The sequence below is a fragment of the Alphaproteobacteria bacterium genome (assembly GCA_005883305.1).
Lineage (GTDB): Bacteria > Pseudomonadota > Alphaproteobacteria > Sphingomonadales > Sphingomonadaceae > Allosphingosinicella.
On sequence record VBAC01000001.1, the window covers coordinates 2,163,339 to 2,178,402 of the forward strand.

Consider the following 15,064-nt stretch of genomic DNA (forward strand, 5'->3'; position numbering starts at 1 on the left):
GTTGGAGTGCTGATCCTTGCGGCTCGTAATCGCCCGTCTCCCCGGCCTCATCCCGGCCGCTCTGTGCGCCCTCGCGCTGGCTGGATGCGATAGGCAAAACGCCCCGGCCCCGCAAGGCAAGGCGCCGGAGGCGGCAGCGGCGGCGAGCGCCAACGCCGCGGCGCCGGCGGAGCCCGCCCCGAGCGGCCGGCTCGACCGTTCGCACCGCGGCACTGCGGCGCCCGACCAGGTCTTCGAGGACGGCGAAGGGCGGCCGATCCGCCTCTCGGCGTTCCGCGGCCGGCCGATGCTGGTCAACTTCTGGGCGACATGGTGCGGCCCCTGCATCGTCGAAATGCCGTCGCTCGAAGCGCTTGCCGCGCGCGAAACCGGCAATCTCGCGATTCTCACCGTCAGCGAAGACCTCAATGGCCGGCAGCAGGTGACGGACTTCTTCGCCGAGCACGCTTTCCAGCATATCGAGCCCTATCTCGACGGCGAGAACCGGCTGATGGCCGCGCTCCGGGTCGACACCCTGCCGACGACGATCCTGTTCGACGCCGAGGGCCGCGAGGTGTGGCGGATGACCGGAGCGGCCGACTGGCTGGGCGCCGACGCCGCCGCGCTGCTGCGCGAGGCCGGGGGCGGCTGAGCCCGCGATGCTCTTCGCCAAGCGCCTGCGCCAGGGCATCAAGGACGGGCGGATCACCTGCACCGTCCGCATCTGGCGAGGCCCGCGAGTCAAGGCCGGCGGCGTCTATCCGATGGAGGAGGGCCACGTCCTCGTCGAATCGATCCGGCCCATCGCGATCGAGGACGTCACCGGCGATCTGGCGCGGCGCTCGGGCTTCCTCGGAGTCGTCGACCTGCTCAAGACCGCCAGGCACGGCAGCGGCACGAACGTCTACCTGGTCGAGTTTCAATACATTCCGCCGGGATGAGTCACCCCGGCGAAGGCCGGGGCCATGAACCGGTGGTAGGAATGAAGCGAAGACGCGATTGCGCGCCCTCAGGACGACGGTGTTCATGGGTCCCGGCCTTCGCCGGAATGACTCCTTATGAGCTGGAAAAGCCGCCCGTCGATCGCCGCCAGCCCCGCCGCGATCAGCGCCATGCCGAGGAAGTGGCGCGGCTCGAGCCGTTCGCCGAGGAACAGCGCGCCCAAGAGGATCGCGGTGACCGGGATGAGGAAGGTGACCAGCAGCGAGTTGGTCGCTCCGGCCGAGGCGAGCAGGCGGAAGTAGAGGATGTAGGCGAGGCTGGTGCAGACGAGCGCCAGAGCGATCAAGGCCGCCCAGGCTTCGGGCGCCGGCGCGGGCGTCAGCCAGGGCGGCTCGAAGATCAGCACCAGCGGCAACATGACGATCGCCGAGGCGGTGAGCTGGCCGGTCGAGACCGCCACCGGCGGCACGCCTATGCGGCGGAAGCGCCGCGCCCACACTCCCGCCAAAGCGTAGCAGAGCGTCGCGGCCAAGCAGGCCGCTTGCGCGAGCGCGCCGCGGCCGACCTCGCCGAGCAGGTCGCCGCCGAGCATCAGCGCGACTCCGCCGAAGCCGAGCAGCACGCCCGCGATCTTGCCGGGCGTCGCTTTCTCGTCGGCGGTGAAGAGATGGGCGGCGAGCACGCCCCAGATCGGAGTCGTCGCGTTGAGGATCGAGGCGAGCCCGCCGTCGATCGCCTCCTGCGCCCAGGCGAACAGGACGAAGGGGACGACGTTGTTGAGCAAGGCCAGCACGAGGAAGGCGAGCGCCGCGCCCGGCGGCATCGGCAGAGGCTGGCGGCGGGCGAGCAGGAAGGCCCAGAGGAAGGCGGCGGCGAGCGCGACGCGGATCAGCACCAGAGTGAGCGGCCGGGTGGTCGGAAGCGCGATCTCGATGAAGAAGAACGACCCGCCCCAGATGACGGAGAGCAGCAGAAGGGTCGCCCAATCCTGGCGGTTCATGGCCTGATTCACTTGCATGGCAGCGCCATACCGGAACGCCGGCCCACGGCGTCACGAAACATGCGGCCAAAGCGATTGGCGCAGCTGTTTCTCAAACACCATGCTGTTCCCCGGCAAAGGCCGGGGTCCAGGCCCGGCGCTCGCCCGGCTTGGGCGAGATAGTCTTGCGAAAAGCCTTCGGCTCCTGGGCCCCCGGCCTTAGGTCCCATCAAAGTACTACTTTGATGGGGGCCCTTTCGCCGGGGAACGATCCAAGCGAAGAATGCCTCTATCTCCCTCTCCCAGGGGCGAGAGCTTATCCGCGAAAGCTCCTGCTCCGTTCGGGCTGAGCTTGTCGATGCCCTCTCCTTCTTTCTCCTCGTTGAAGAAAGGAAGGCCCCCTTCGACGACGCCTGCGGCGTCGCTCGGGACAGGCTTCGACAGGCTCAGGGCGAACGGTCGGGAACGCCCTAGTCCCGCAGCAGCTCGTTGATCCCCGTCTTCCACCGCGTCTGGGCATCCACCCTCTTCACGATCACCGCGCAGGCGAGGCCCGGGCCGCCGTCCTTGCCGGGAAGCGTTCCGGGGACGACGACCGAATAGGCCGGGACTCGCCCGTACATCACCTCGCCGGTGGAGCGGTCGACGATCTTGGTCGAGGCGCCGAGGAAGACTCCCATCGAGATCACCGCGCCCTGCTCGACGACCACCCCTTCGGCGACCTCGGAGCGGGCGCCGATGAAGCAATCGTCCTCGACGATCACCGGCCCGGCCTGAAGCGGCTCGAGCACGCCGCCGATGCCGGTGCCGCCCGAAATGTGGACGTTTTTGCCGATCTGCGCGCAGCTGCCCACCGTCGCCCAGGTATCGACCATCGTTCCCTCGCCGACATGGGCGCCGATATTGACGAAGCTCGGCATCAGCACCGCGCCGGGCGCGACGAAGGCGCCGCGTCGGACGATCGCGCCGGGCACTGCGCGAAAGCCCGCGGCGGCGAAATCGTCGCCGCTCCAGCCGGCGAATTTGGACGGCACCTTGTCCCACCAGCAGGCGCCGCCGGGGCCGCCCGAAATCGCTTCCATCGGATTGAGCCGGAAGGAGAGCAGGACGGCCTTCTTCAGCCACTGGTTGACCAGCCAGGCCCCGTCAGGCCCCTCCTCGGCGACGCGCGCCGCGCCGGAATCGAGCAGGCCAAGCGCCTCCTCGACGGCTTCCCGGACCTCGGGGCCGAGCCGGTCGCGATCCTCCCAGGCGGCGTCGATCACCCGCTGCAAATCGCCCGTCATTCCACGTCCTCTCCCAGCACCGTGCCGAGCCAGCCGGCGATGTCGGCCGTCCTGTAGTCGACAAAATCGGGCTCGGCGAGGTCCGGCCCCTGCTCGGAGCCGTTGTCGACCCAAAGCGTGGTCATTCCTATCGCCTTGGCGGGCGCGAGGTTGCGGACCATGTCGTCGGCGAACAGGGCGCGCGCCGGATCGATGGCATGCCGTTCGCAGATCGCTTCATAGCCCGAGGGATCGGGCTTCGGCACATAGTTCATGGCGTGGATGTCGTGCATCCCGTCGAAGGCGTTGGCGAGGCCCAGCCGATCGAGCACGCGGCGGGCATAATCCTCGGATGCGTTGGTGAAGACGAACTTGCGCCCCGGCAGCCGGTCGAGCGCGGAGACCAGAGCCGGGTCGGCGGAGAGCCGCGCGAGATCCACGTCGTGGACGAAATCGAGGAAGTGGTGCGGATCGACCCCGTGATCGGCCATCAGCCCGGCGAGGGTGGTGCCGTGGGCGTGGAAGAATCCCTTCTGGATGCGCCGCGCCTCGGCGGCGTCGACGCCGAGCAGGCGCTGGATATAGGCGCCCATCTTGACGTCGATCAGCTCGAACAGGTTGCAATCGTGCGGATAGAGGCTGTTGTCGAGATCGAAGATCCAGGCTTCGACATGGGCGAGTCCGGGGGTCATGGGCGCCGCCCTAGTCGACTGAGGGTCGAGTCAAAAGGCGGCCTGAGCCGCGAAAGGTCCCAATGTTCGCAGTCACCATGGTTTCTCGCCGCGCGATGCCTGCCCATCGGGCAACCAGATCGATCAGAGCCCCCTTCAGTCCGTTTCCGCTATGTTCATCGCCTGCCAGAAGACATAAGATTTCCTATTCCGCAAGCCCTTCGTCGCCGAGCGGATGCAGGAAGAGCACGTGGAGGTCGCGCGTGGGCCGCCAGTTTCGGTGGCGCACCTCGAACCGGGTCGGGCTTATCCGGCGGACGCCCTGCCCGCAGAAGCTGACCCGGACGTTCGGATCGCCCTTGTCGACGACGAGGCGGAAATCGCCGATCGGCGAGCGCCAGTTGGCGCCGGTGACGAGGATGTAGCTCAGCCAATCCTCGGCGAGCGACGGGGTTCCGCCGTGGCGCTCCGCGTTGCGCGCGATCGCCGCGAGGAGCTCCTCGTCGACGCAATAGCGGGCGATCGCCTCGCGCTCATAGTCGCTGTCGCGCAGGTTCGGACCGTAAAGGCCGGTGCCGACCGTGCCGCCGAGGCCGGGCCGGTAGCGATGCTCGACAACCAGGCTGCGCCCCGGCGGGAAAGTCTGCTCCCAGTGCCAGGTTTCGCGGATCGTCCAGAGCGGCTGGGCGCTTCGCCGCGACAGGCCGGGATCGGCGAAGAGCCGGACCAGGCCGAGGCGCTCGAGCCGGTCCTGATCGGCCGGGGCGAGAGCGGCGAGCGCGCTCCAGATGCGGTCGCCCCCGCGCCCTTCGATCGGGATCCCGAGCCGGGTCAGCAGCGCCGTATGGTCGACTCCGCCGAGGACTGCGCGGCGCTCGACCCGCATCGCGACCTCGCGGCCGGCGACGCGCGTCTGGAAGTCGCCCGGCCAGGCGACGTCTCCGTCTTCGTCCTCGGCCAGCTGCTGGTCGGGCATCGGGAAGGCGACGGTGACCCGAACCGGCGCGCGCGTGCGGTTGCGGAAGACGTAGCGCACGCGGACTTCGAGCCGGGAGACGTAGAGATCCTCCGACAGCATATCGATCGCGTCATTGGGAACGAGGACGAGCCCGCCCGCGGCGGTCACCGCGACGCTGTCATTGGCCAGAGCGGGCGCGGCGAGGGCCAGAGCGAGCAGGATCGGGACGCGGTTCATGGCCTCAGAGTGCCGTGCCGGAGCCGGAATGAAAAGGGCGACAAAAAAGGCGCGGGAATCCCCGCGCCTTCCTTGCCTCTAAGCGAGAAGGTTCAGGCCTCGGCGGGCAGAGCGCCCTTGGCCTGGGCGATGATCGCCTTGAACGCCTCGCCCTCGTGCATCGCGATGTCGGCGAGGACCTTGCGGTCCAGATCGACTCCGGCGAGCTTGAGGCCGTGCATGAAGCGGCCGTAGGTCAGCCCCTCGGCACGGACCGCGGCGTTGATGCGCTGGATCCACAGCGCCCGGAACGAGCGCTTCTTCACCTTGCGGTCGCGATAGGCATATTGCCCGGCCTTCTCGACGGCCTGGCGGGCGATCCGGATCGTGTTCTTGCGGCGGCCGTAATAGCCCTTCGCCGATTCGAGGATCCGCTTGTGCTTGGCGCGCGTGGTGACGCCGCGCTTGATGCGTGCCATGTCTCAGTACTCCCTTATCTCAGGCCGTAGGGCGCCCAGAGCTTCACGCGCGCCGTATCGGCGTCGGCGAGCACGTCGGTGCCGCGGTTCTGGCGGATGTACTTGGCGTTGTGGCTGATCAGGCGGTGGCGCTTGCCGGCGACGCCGTGCTTCACCTTACCCGTCGCCGTGAGCTTGAAGCGCTTCTTCACGCCGCTCTTGGTCTTCAGTTTGGGCATTTTCGTCTCCTTTTGCCGCACGTCGGCGGACGTCTTTGAACAGCCACGGCAGCCCTTTTGGCCGGGCGGTTCGGTTTTTCCAGACTCTGGAAGAGCGGGGCCTATATGGGGAGGAGGCGGAAAAGGCAAGCCGTCGGGCGCCTCAGTGGGCGGCATTGCCTTCAGGGGGCGCCTCCCCATAGACTTCCCGCAGACAGACCTCCTGGACCCCCTGCACCTTCGCGGTGATCGCATCCTCGCTTTCGCCATACGCAATGCCGCTCGACCGGATGCGTTGCTCCGAGCAGGAGCACAGGCGTTGCAGAACCCGTGTCTGCCCGGCGTCCGGCGCGCGCGTGCGCCGGCAGTCCGCGGCGAACTGGCGCGCGACATGCTCGCGGAAGGCTTCATCCCTCGACCCAGGCTGAGCGCCGGCGCCATCGCAGGCGATGAGCGCGGGCGACAGAAGAAGAAGCGGGATCCAGCGCATCAGTCGAACAGGCTCGATACCGAGCTTTCGTCGGCGATCCGCCGGATCGCCTCCGCAAGGAGAGGAGCGATGGTCAGCAGGCGGATCTTGGGAGTCGCGTCGGCCGCGTCGTAGGCGGCGATCGTGTCGGTGATGACCAGTTCGGAAAGCACCGAAGTGTCGACCCGCGCCGCGGCTGCGCCCGAGAGGACGCCGTGAGTGCAATAGGCGACGACGTCCTCCGCTCCGCCCTCCTTGAGCGCGGCGGCGGCGTTGCAGAGCGTGCCGGCGCTGTCGACGATGTCGTCGATCAGGATGCAGAAGCGGCCCGAAACGTCGCCGATGATGTTCATCACCTCGGATTCGCCGGCCCGTTCGCGCCTCTTGTCGACGATCGCCAGCGGCGCGTTGTCGAGCCGCTTGGCCAGGGCTCGGGCGCGAACGACGCCGCCGACGTCCGGGGAGACGACGGTGATCGCGCGCCCCTTGAAGCGCGCCTTGATGTCCTCGGCCATGGCCGGCGCGCCGAACAGATTGTCGGTCGGGATGTCGAAGAAGCCCTGGATCTGGCCGGCGTGGAGATCGACCGAAAGGACCCGGTTGGCGCCGGCGACGGTGATCAAATTGGCGACCAGCTTGGCCGAGATCGGCGTGCGCGGCCCCGGCTTCCTGTCCTGCCGCGCATAGCCGAAATAGGGGAGGACGGCGGTGATCCTCTTGGCCGAGGCGCGCCTCAGCGCGTCGATCGAGATCAAGAGCTCCATCAGATTGTCGTTGGCCGGGTAGGAGGTCGACTGAACAACGAATACGTCCTCGCCGCGGACATTCTCATTGATCTCGACGAAAATTTCCTCGTCGGCGAAGCGCCGGACGCTGGCCTCGGTGATCGGGATTTCGAGATATTGCGCGATCGCCTGGGCGAGCGGCAGGTTCGAATTTCCCGTCATCAGCTTCATGGCCCTTCTCTGGAGAGCCGGGCGGGCGAAGGCAAGAGCCGTTGCCGGAGTTGCGTGCCATCGTCTAAGGCGCGAGTGGCCGCCCACCCATTTCGCTCATCCTGAGGAGGACCGAGCGAAGGCGAAGGCCCGTCTCGAAGGATCCTTCGCGACGCCGTTTCGACAAGCTCAACGGCTCCTCAGGATGAGCGGAGAAGGCATGGATCCCTTATGAGCGTCGTCACCCGCTTCGCCCCCTCGCCGACCGGCCGGCTCCACGTCGGCAACATCCGCACCGCGCTTCACAACTGGCTGTGGGCGCGAAAGGCGGGGGGCAAGTTCATCCTTCGGCTCGACGATACCGATCAGGCACGGAGCGAAGAGGCGTTCGTGGCGGCGATCCGCGAGGATCTTGCCTGGCTCGGGCTCGATCCCGACGAAGAGGACCGCCAGTCGGACCGGTTCGGCCGCTACGAGGCCGCGCTGGAGCGATTGCACGCGGCGGGGCGGGTCTATCCGGCCTACGAGACGGCGCAGGAGCTCGAGCTCAGGCGCAAGGTCCAGCTCGGGCGAGGCCTGCCGCCGGTCTACGACCGCGCCGCGCTCGCGCTGGGCGAGGCGGACCGGGCGGGGCTCGAGGCCGAGGGACGGCGGCCGCACTGGCGGTTCAAGCTCGAGCATCAAACGCCGATCGAGTGGCACGACCTGATCCGCGGCCATCAGCATCTCGATCCCGCCCTGCTCTCGGACCCCGTGGTGCGGCGCGAGGACGGAAGCTGGCTCTACATGCTGCCCAGCGTCGTCGACGATATCGACATGGGAGTGACCCATGTCGTGCGCGGCGAGGACCATGTCACCAACACCGGCTTGCAGATCCAGATGTTCGAGGCGCTGGGCCCCGCGCCTCCCGCCTTCGCCCACGAAGCGCTGCTGGTCGGGTCCGAGGGCAAGCTTTCCAAGCGGCTCGGTTCGTTGGGCGTGGAGGCGATGAAGGAGGCGGGGATCGAGCCGCTCGCGCTTGTCGCCAAGCTGGCGCGGATCGGCACCTCGCTCCCCGTCGAGGCGGTGGCGGGGGTGGCGCCGCTGATCGAGACGTTCGACTTCGCCACCTTCGGCCGCGCGCCGGCGCGGTTCGACATGGAGGAGCTTGCCGGGCTCAACGCGCGGATCGTCCACCAGCTGCCGTTCGCGGCGGTCGCGGACCGGCTGCCCGAGGGGATGACCGAGGGCGACTGGGCGGCGATCCGGCCGAATCTGCGCAGCGTCGCGGAGGCCGCGGACTGGTGGGAAATCCTGCACGGCCATGTCGCCGCGCCCGCCGCCGAGGAAGACCGCGCCTTTCTCGCGCTCGCCGCGAGCGTCGCCGGCGAAGTCGACTGGTCGGATGCGCCCTGGGCGGCGCTCACCGCGCGGCTCAAGGCCGAGCGCAGCGGCCGGGCGCTGTTCCACCCGCTCCGGCGGGCGCTGACGGGCCGCGACAGCGGACCGGAAATGGCCGTGCTACTGCCGCTGATCGGCCGCGACGAAGCGGTCTCCCGGTTGAGAGCGGCGGGCGCCATTAATGGTATAGTATAACATGACGAGATAATGTATCATCCTCGGGAGCCGGCCCGAATCGGCCGGGCCGGCGGAAAGGATGAGGAGAATCGTCATGACCGAAGCCGGGTTCTTCGCGCAAAAGAGAAACAGCCCCAGCTCGCTCGCCCTGGTGATCGCGCTCCACGCGGGATTGATCGCCGCCGTGGTGATGATCAAGTCGCCGCAATTCACGCGCCTGGTCGATCCGCCGCTTGTGGTCGATTCCATCGAGATCCCGCCCGATCCGATCGTCGATCCGCCGCCGCCGCGGCACCGCACCGAACAGCCGGTGTCGCGCATCGACCAGGTGGAGCGGGTGATCGAGACGAATACCAATGCCGGCACGGTGGTCGACACCGGTCAGCATCCGACCGAGCTGGCCGAGAACACGGGGACCGGCGACAGAATCCTGCCTCCGCCGCCTCCGCTCCCCTTCCGCCGCGCCGCCGAGCTCGACCCGCGCTATGCAAGCGAGCTCCAGCCGCCTTATCCGGCGACGGAGCAGCGGGCCGAGCGGGAGGGCTTCGTCCGGGTGCGCGTGACGATCGGGCCGGACGGCCGGGTCGTCGCGATCGAGCGGCTATCGGCGACCAGCGACGCCTTCTGGCGGGTCACCGAGCAGCACGCGCGCCACCACTGGCGCTTCCGCCCGGCGACGCTCGACGGCCGCCCGGTGGAGGACAGCAAGGTGATGACTCTCAACTTCCGGCTGGTCGACCTCTAGATAGGTCTAGCCGCCGCAGTGGACGTCGCCGGAGCCCGCCTTGCTGATCGTGCAACGCGCCGGCCCGGCGACGTTGACGTCGCCCGAGCCGCGGATCTCCACCGCGGCGGTGCGGGTGGCGCGGATGTTGATTCCGCCCGAGCCGACGATGCTGAGAGTCGCGTCGCCCACCTCCAGAGCACCGAGATCGATGTCGCCCGAGCCGGCGATCGAGGCCATGGCGCTTTCGGCGCGGCCGGCGCCGCGAATGCCGCCCGATCCGGCGATCGAGAAGTTCGCCTGGCCGACCGCCAGAGTGCCGATCTCCATGTCGCCCGAGCCGCCGATCTGCCCGCTGAAGCTTGGCCCCTGGACGCGGTCGATCCGCATGTCGCCGGAGCCGCCGATCTGGGCGCCGGCAAGGCTCGGAACGGTGACGTGGATCGTGACCGGGCGGTGGTTGCGGAACGAGAACCAGTGGGATGAGCCCTCGCGATAGCCGATGCGCAGCTGGCCGTCCTGAACGGCCACCTCCAGCCGCTGGATCAGCTCGGCGTCGCCCTCGGCATGGACCGACGGGGCTCCGCCGACCGCGACGATGACGTTCGGCGAGCCGCCCAGCGCAATGCGGTCGAACGCGCCGACCTGGAAGTCGCGTTGCGCGGTCGGCCGGGTCTCCTCGGCATTGCCGCCGGCGTGGCAGGCGCTGGCGATCATTGCCGCGCCGATGATCAGTGGAGCCCGCATTCTATCCTCCCTAGCTGTATTATGATGCTAATACAGAAGAGCGGCGCAGGCGGCAACAAAAAAGGGCGGCCCGCGCGCGGACCGCCCCTTTTGCCTCGGCGCAATGCGCCGGTTCAGGCCTCGATCTTCACCTTGTGGTGAACGACCGCGGCCTTGTTGAGGATGTCGAGCAGCTTCTCGAGCGCGGCGCGCTCGTCGATCTCCTCCATCGCGCCCAATTCGCGCGCGAGGCGGGTCGAGGCGGCCTCGAAGATCTGCCGCTCGGAATAGCTCTGCTCGGGCGCGTCGTCGGGGCGGAACAGGTCGCGGACCACCTCGGCGATCGACACCAGGTCGCCCGAGTTGATCTTCGCTTCATATTCTTGGGCGCGGCGCGACCACATGGTGCGCTTCACCTTCGGCTTGCCCTTCAGGGTGGTCAGAGCCTCCTGCATCGTCTTGTCGGACGAAAGCTTGCGCATGCCGACGCTTTCCGCCTTGTTGGTCGGAACGCGCAGAGTCATCTTCTCCTTTTCGAAGCGGAGCACATAAAGCTCCAGCGCCATGCCCGCGATGTCCGTGCTCTGAAGCTCGATCACGCGGCCAACGCCGTGCTTGGGGTAAACGACATAATCGCCAACGTCGAAGCTCAACGCTTTCGTTGCCATCAATTGAGACCTTCCCATGGAAATGGCCGCCATTACCGGTGTAAACCCGCATCCGCCCCAAAAGACGCAGTTTAAGATTCCGGCTGTGCGGCAATTCTTACGTTGATCACCGTGTGCGGATGCGAAGGCAGCCGCTTCGATGGCAGGCCATATATCAGGAAATCGGCCGGAAATCTACCCTTGCGGCAAGTTAGGATCGGCCGCGCCGCGCATCGAGGCTCCACGGCCCCGGTCCGGCCGCGGCGAGGTAGAGAAACACGAAGCAATAGAGGATCGCCGCGTCGCCCATATTGTTGACCGGGAAGAAGCCCCGCGGCGCATGCGCCATCCAATAGGCCACGGCCATCACGCCCGAGGCGACGAAGGCCGCGGGCCGCGTGAACAGGCCGATCGCGATCAGCAGGCCGCAGAGGAATTCGAAGATTCCGGCATAAGCGGGCATCGAATTGAGCGCGAGGCCGCTCCCGGCATATTGGCCGGCCGGGAAGCTCAGGAACTTCTGCGTTCCGTGCTCCAGGAACAGCAGGCCGGAGACGATCCGCAGCAGGCTCAGCGCCATCGGGGCGAAGGACGAGGCCCGCGGGGCCATCAGTCGCCCTCGCCCGGCGTCGCCGAGAAATATTTGTCGAACTTGCCGTCCTCGCCCTTATGCTCGTCGGCGTCGGCGGGACTGTCCTTCTTGCGCGTGATGTTGGGCCATTCGGCCGAATAGGTTGCGTTGACCTCCAGCCATTTCTCGAGCCCGCTCTCGGTATCGGGCAGGATCGCCTCCGCCGGGCATTCCGGCTCGCACACGCCGCAATCGATGCACTCGCTGGGATTGATGACGAGCATGTTCTCGCCCTCGTAGAAGCAGTCCACGGGGCAGACCTCGACGCAGTCCATATATTTGCAGCGGATGCAGGCATCGGTGACGACGTAGGTCATAAGCGCATGTCTCTCCTGAAGCGCTTTCCCTAGGCTGCGCCGGCTTCGCTCGTCAATTCGCAATAGAGGGCGCGCGCCTCGGCCGGCGGGCCGCGGCGGAGCGGCAGCGCCTCGATCCTCAGCACCCGGACCTCGCCCCGCCGGGCGAAGGTGAGGACGTCGCCGATCCGGACGGGGGCATGGGCCTTGTCGACGGCGCGGCCGTTGAGGCGAAGATGCCCCTCCCCGGCGAGCGATTGGGCGAGCGCGCGGGTCTTCACGATCCGCGCGAACCAGAGGAACTTGTCGAGCCTGAGGTGATCAGCCATCGAGCAAGGATAACGTCGCAGGGTCGCGCTCGGCCCCGTAAAAGGTGTCGATAACCGCGGCGAAGGGTGCGCCGTCGCCGGCCACCGCCTCGAACAGGGTCATCGAAGAGCGCAGCTTGAGCGCATCGACCGGGCCGAGGATCGATTCCGCGCTCGCGCCCCGATGAGGCAGCAGCGCCGCCGCGCATTCGTGCAGCCGGCCTCCCAGCAGCGGATGAGCGAGATAGGCCCGCGCCTCGCCCGCCGAGGCGATGCCGTAGAAGCGCGCCGTCTCGCTGCGGCCGAGCCCGGCGAGCTGGGGGAAGACGAACCACATCCAGTGGCTGCGCTTGCGGCCGCGCCGAAGCTCGTCGAGCGCCTGCTCGCAAATCCCTTCCTGCGCCGCGACGAACCGGTCGAGATCGAAGCTCATCGAATCCTGACCGGCGCCGGATCGGGCCGCTCGCCCTCCTCGCGCGCCCTGGCGAGCCGCGCGCCCTCGACGGCGAGGAGATCGAACAATCGCTCGGGGTCCTGCCAGCGCAGCCCCGCTGCGAAAGCCTCCGCCCCTTCCGCAACGACCAGTTCGCGAGTCCCCGCCGCGACCGCGTCGACAATCCGGCGCGCGCATTCGGCGGGCTCCATGCCGGCCTCGATATTGGCGTCGGACTCGCCGCGCGCGGAGCCGTCGGCCTGGAGCGCGTTGGCGGCGACGTTCGTACGCACCGAGCCGGGCAGCACGGTCGTCACCTTGATCCCGTAGGCAGCCTCGACCTCGGCCCTCAGGGAGTCGCAATAACCGATCAGGCCGTGCTTGGCCGCGGCATAGCCGGTTCGAAGCACAGGCCCGATCCGCCCCGCCACCGAGCTGATCGCGACGATATGGCCGGCCCTGCGCCCGGCCATCAGCGGCAGGACGAGCTGGGTCAGCCAGATCGGCGCCAGCAGGTCGGTCTCGAGCAGCGTTCGATACACTTCGGGCGCCGTGTCGACGGCGAGGCTGCGCTGGCTGATCCCGGCATTGTTGACGAGGATGTCGATCCCGCCGCGCCAGCCCCAGGCGGTCTCGACCGCGCCGGGCAGCGCCGCCCAGTCGGTCGCCTCGAACGGGAGCACGAGCCTGTCGCCGGCGATTGCTTCGAGCGCCTCACGCCGACGGCCGGAGAGGACCAGTGCCGCGCCTTCCGCCGCGAATGCCGCGGCAACTGCCGCGCCAATGCCTGACGAGGCGCCCGTGATCCAGACCGTGTGCCGCGCGAACCGGATGGTTCGGTCTCCCGTCGCCCCGAGCTTGCCGATCCTCTACTTATTGCCGTTGAAGGCGGCGAACGACAAGCGATGACCAACGCAGCGCTTGGCGGGCGCTACGCCATGAGGTGTCGACTGGCGATCGCGATCCCATGCTTGGAGCGATAACTTTCGTTTCAACTTCTCAGGCATAGGCTTCTGCTGTAGAAAACGATCGGACTCGCTCGAGGGTAAGTGCCATGAAACGGTCACTCCTGCTTTTCATGACTATTGCCGCCACCATAGCTTCGTCTGCGGAAATAGGTGCGCAGAACTCTGCTTGCTCCGGCCGAAGTCCTCTTGCGCACTTCGTCGATAAGCAGATCGACCGGCCCATATTCCTGATGAACGATACGTTGCTGTTCAGGACTGGCAATATCGAGCTCGACATTGACGGGTCGCCGCGAGCCTACGGCGTCCAGGATCAGGGCACAGAAAATATTTGCAATGGCTTAGGACCCCTGGAGCCGCCGCGCTGCCGAGGTCGAAACCGCGGAGAATGCGCGAGCTTCTGCAAGGCCGCTTTTAGAAGCTGGGACGGACAGACCGAACATCTCGGCCGTGTGATGTGCAGCATCGGGCTCGGCGGGTCCGGGTGCGGCACCCCAAATGTGAGGCTCCAGCCCGCGCCGGCGCAAGATTGGTTCGTTAGTGAAACGTCGGTTCACCCGGCACCATCCGGGCCTCGTCCGGCGGACTGGGCCAGGCGACAGGAGGGGCAACTGGATTCTCTCCAGATACCTTATTTCGTAATCCCCGGAGCATTTCGGCATTTGCCTTGGGATGCCACGCCCGGCGACGTCGGCCTCGTCGTTGATGCGCAAGGCCATTCGTTTGCCTTCATCATCGGTGACGGTGGTGGCCATCTCGACGAAGGCTCCGCGGCGCTGTTGGCCAGGATACGCGGCGTTTCGCAGCTTCCTACCCAGCCGGAAACCAACGCCTTCGGGCGATCGGTCGAACGACTCCACGGTGCAGTGGCCGGCGACTACAGCGTCGCCATCTTCCGTCACAGCGGGCGCAGCCTGCCGAACCAGCCGACGATGCTCACGCTGACCGCCGCGGAATTGCCCGCATTCATCGAGCGCGTCGCCGCCGAACGGCTGCGGCCGTTCGGGAGCGCGTCGGCCATTCGCGCCTGCGCCCGCTAGCGGGTCAGCCGCGCCTCCGCTGCCGGGCGCGCCATTCGCGCACCGCCGCGAGCGTGTTGGCCACGTGGTTGCGATAATCGAGATCCGAATAAGCGTAGATGATGTGCCCGTCGGGCGCGATGACGAAGGATGTGCGGTTGGTCATCGGCTGGCCGGGACGCAGAAGCACGTCATAGGCGCGGATCGTCGTCGCAGTGGCGGTGGCGACCGGGAAGGCGTTTCGGCAGGCCTCGACCGAGAAGCGCCGAAGCGTGTCGTAATCGTCGGCGGACAGGCCGATCACGCGCGCGCCGAGCTGGCGGAATTCGAGCGCCGCCTCGGAAAAGGCATGCGCCTCGAGCGTGCAACCCTGGGTGAAGGAGCGCGGATAGAAATAGAGCACGACCGGGCCGTGGCGCAGCTGCTCGCGCAGGTGCAGCTGGAACGGACGGCCGGCAAGCGCGCCGGATGTGGTGAAATCGGGAGCGGCGGTGCCGACGGCGAGGGCGGCGAGCCCCGCGGCGGGAAGAAGGGCGAGGGAAAGCGCGGCAAGAGCGGAACCGAAACGCATGGCGGAAAACTCCCTGGCTGGATGCGGCGGCACGATAGGCGCAAAGGCCGGATGTCGCCAGCCGCCATTGGCGGTCGCCGGCGGCAGTGCTAGTCTG

Annotated in this window: 21 protein-coding genes; 5 read left to right on the forward strand and 16 right to left on the reverse strand. The window is 67.7% G+C overall.

Annotated elements, in window-relative coordinates:
- The first annotated feature begins 61 nt into the window (after nt 1-61).
- Nucleotides 62-631, forward strand: coding sequence for a TlpA family protein disulfide reductase (locus E6G92_10750; GenBank protein TMJ20796.1), 570 nt, complete (start codon nt 62-64; stop codon nt 629-631).
- A gap of 7 nt (nt 632-638) precedes the next feature.
- Nucleotides 639-920: an ASCH domain-containing protein gene (locus E6G92_10755; protein ID TMJ20202.1), complete on the forward strand. Its 282-nt coding sequence runs from the start codon at nt 639-641 to the stop codon at nt 918-920.
- A gap of 83 nt (nt 921-1,003) precedes the next feature.
- Here E6G92_10755 and E6G92_10760 read toward each other — a convergent pair whose 3' ends face one another.
- The 8 genes from E6G92_10760 to E6G92_10795 form a co-directional block, all read right to left on the reverse strand.
- Nucleotides 1,004-1,921, reverse strand: a complete 918-nt coding sequence (locus E6G92_10760) for a DMT family transporter (GenBank protein ID TMJ20203.1) — start codon at nt 1,919-1,921, stop codon at nt 1,004-1,006.
- Between the two features lie 449 nt (nt 1,922-2,370).
- Nucleotides 2,371-3,186 carry a 2,3,4,5-tetrahydropyridine-2,6-dicarboxylate N-succinyltransferase gene (gene dapD, locus E6G92_10765; protein ID TMJ20204.1) on the reverse strand — a complete coding sequence of 272 codons (816 nt, stop codon included), beginning with the start codon at nt 3,184-3,186 and terminating at the stop codon, nt 2,371-2,373.
- Nucleotides 3,183-3,857, reverse strand: coding sequence for a pyrimidine 5'-nucleotidase (locus E6G92_10770; protein ID TMJ20205.1), 675 nt, complete (start codon nt 3,855-3,857; stop codon nt 3,183-3,185). The genes dapD and E6G92_10770 overlap by 4 nt, the downstream gene beginning before the upstream one ends.
- A 184-nt stretch (nt 3,858-4,041) precedes the next feature.
- Nucleotides 4,042-5,031: a DUF4424 domain-containing protein gene (locus tag E6G92_10775; protein ID TMJ20206.1), complete on the reverse strand. Its 990-nt coding sequence runs from the start codon at nt 5,029-5,031 to the stop codon at nt 4,042-4,044.
- Nucleotides 5,032-5,123: 92 nt separating this feature from the next.
- Nucleotides 5,124-5,489: a 50S ribosomal protein L20 gene (gene rplT / locus E6G92_10780; GenBank protein TMJ20207.1), complete on the reverse strand. Its 366-nt coding sequence runs from the start codon at nt 5,487-5,489 to the stop codon at nt 5,124-5,126.
- A gap of 14 nt (nt 5,490-5,503) precedes the next feature.
- A complete protein-coding gene (gene rpmI, locus E6G92_10785) occupies nt 5,504-5,707 on the reverse strand; it encodes a 50S ribosomal protein L35 (protein ID TMJ20208.1) in 204 nt (67 codons plus the stop codon).
- Nucleotides 5,708-5,849: 142 nt separating this feature from the next.
- On the reverse strand, nt 5,850-6,176 hold the full coding sequence (locus tag E6G92_10790; protein TMJ20209.1) for a hypothetical protein: 327 nt from the start codon (nt 6,174-6,176) through the stop codon (nt 5,850-5,852).
- Nucleotides 6,176-7,111, reverse strand: a complete 936-nt coding sequence (locus E6G92_10795; GenBank protein TMJ20210.1) for a ribose-phosphate pyrophosphokinase — start codon at nt 7,109-7,111, stop codon at nt 6,176-6,178. Before E6G92_10795 ends, E6G92_10790 begins: the two co-directional genes overlap by 1 nt.
- Nucleotides 7,112-7,321: 210 nt before the next feature.
- On the opposite strand from E6G92_10795, the gene E6G92_10800 reads away from it, so the two are divergent.
- Complete coding sequence (locus E6G92_10800) at nt 7,322-8,665, forward strand: glutamate--tRNA ligase (GenBank protein TMJ20211.1); 1,344 nt, start codon at nt 7,322-7,324, stop codon at nt 8,663-8,665.
- Nucleotides 8,666-8,726: 61 nt separating this feature from the next.
- Nucleotides 8,727-9,392, forward strand: coding sequence for an energy transducer TonB (locus tag E6G92_10805; GenBank protein ID TMJ20212.1), 666 nt, complete (start codon nt 8,727-8,729; stop codon nt 9,390-9,392).
- A 6-nt stretch (nt 9,393-9,398) separates the two neighbouring features.
- Here E6G92_10805 and E6G92_10810 read toward each other — a convergent pair whose 3' ends face one another.
- The 7 genes from E6G92_10810 to E6G92_10840 all read right to left on the reverse strand — a co-directional run bounded on the left by E6G92_10810 (nt 9,399) and on the right by E6G92_10840 (nt 13,245).
- On the reverse strand, nt 9,399-10,118 hold the full coding sequence (locus E6G92_10810; protein TMJ20213.1) for a DUF2807 domain-containing protein: 720 nt from the start codon (nt 10,116-10,118) through the stop codon (nt 9,399-9,401).
- A gap of 113 nt (nt 10,119-10,231) precedes the next feature.
- On the reverse strand, nt 10,232-10,765 hold the full coding sequence (locus E6G92_10815) for a CarD family transcriptional regulator (GenBank protein TMJ20214.1): 534 nt from the start codon (nt 10,763-10,765) through the stop codon (nt 10,232-10,234).
- A 190-nt stretch (nt 10,766-10,955) separates the two neighbouring features.
- On the reverse strand, nt 10,956-11,354 hold the full coding sequence (locus E6G92_10820) for a DoxX family protein (protein ID TMJ20215.1): 399 nt from the start codon (nt 11,352-11,354) through the stop codon (nt 10,956-10,958).
- The gene (locus tag E6G92_10825; protein TMJ20216.1) at nt 11,354-11,692 is read right to left on the reverse strand and encodes a ferredoxin family protein; all 339 of its coding nucleotides are present in this window, start codon (nt 11,690-11,692) and stop codon (nt 11,354-11,356) included. The genes E6G92_10820 and E6G92_10825 overlap by 1 nt, the downstream gene beginning before the upstream one ends.
- 29 nt (nt 11,693-11,721) lie before the next feature.
- Nucleotides 11,722-12,000, reverse strand: coding sequence for an RNA-binding S4 domain-containing protein (locus E6G92_10830; GenBank protein ID TMJ20217.1), 279 nt, complete (start codon nt 11,998-12,000; stop codon nt 11,722-11,724).
- On the reverse strand, nt 11,993-12,412 hold the full coding sequence (locus E6G92_10835) for a DUF1810 domain-containing protein (GenBank protein ID TMJ20218.1): 420 nt from the start codon (nt 12,410-12,412) through the stop codon (nt 11,993-11,995). Before E6G92_10835 ends, E6G92_10830 begins: the two co-directional genes overlap by 8 nt.
- Nucleotides 12,409-13,245, reverse strand: coding sequence for an SDR family NAD(P)-dependent oxidoreductase (locus E6G92_10840; protein ID TMJ20219.1), 837 nt, complete (start codon nt 13,243-13,245; stop codon nt 12,409-12,411). Before E6G92_10840 ends, E6G92_10835 begins: the two co-directional genes overlap by 4 nt.
- A gap of 221 nt (nt 13,246-13,466) precedes the next feature.
- Between E6G92_10840 and E6G92_10845 the strand changes: the two genes are divergently transcribed.
- Nucleotides 13,467-14,417 (forward strand): hypothetical protein, encoded by a 951-nt coding sequence (locus E6G92_10845; protein TMJ20220.1) that lies wholly within the window; start codon nt 13,467-13,469, stop codon nt 14,415-14,417.
- A gap of 4 nt (nt 14,418-14,421) precedes the next feature.
- Here the strand turns inward: E6G92_10845 and E6G92_10850 are convergent, their stop codons facing one another.
- Nucleotides 14,422-14,967 carry a peroxiredoxin gene (locus tag E6G92_10850; GenBank protein TMJ20221.1) on the reverse strand — a complete coding sequence of 182 codons (546 nt, stop codon included), beginning with the start codon at nt 14,965-14,967 and terminating at the stop codon, nt 14,422-14,424.
- Nucleotides 14,968-15,064: the final 97 nt, after the last annotated feature.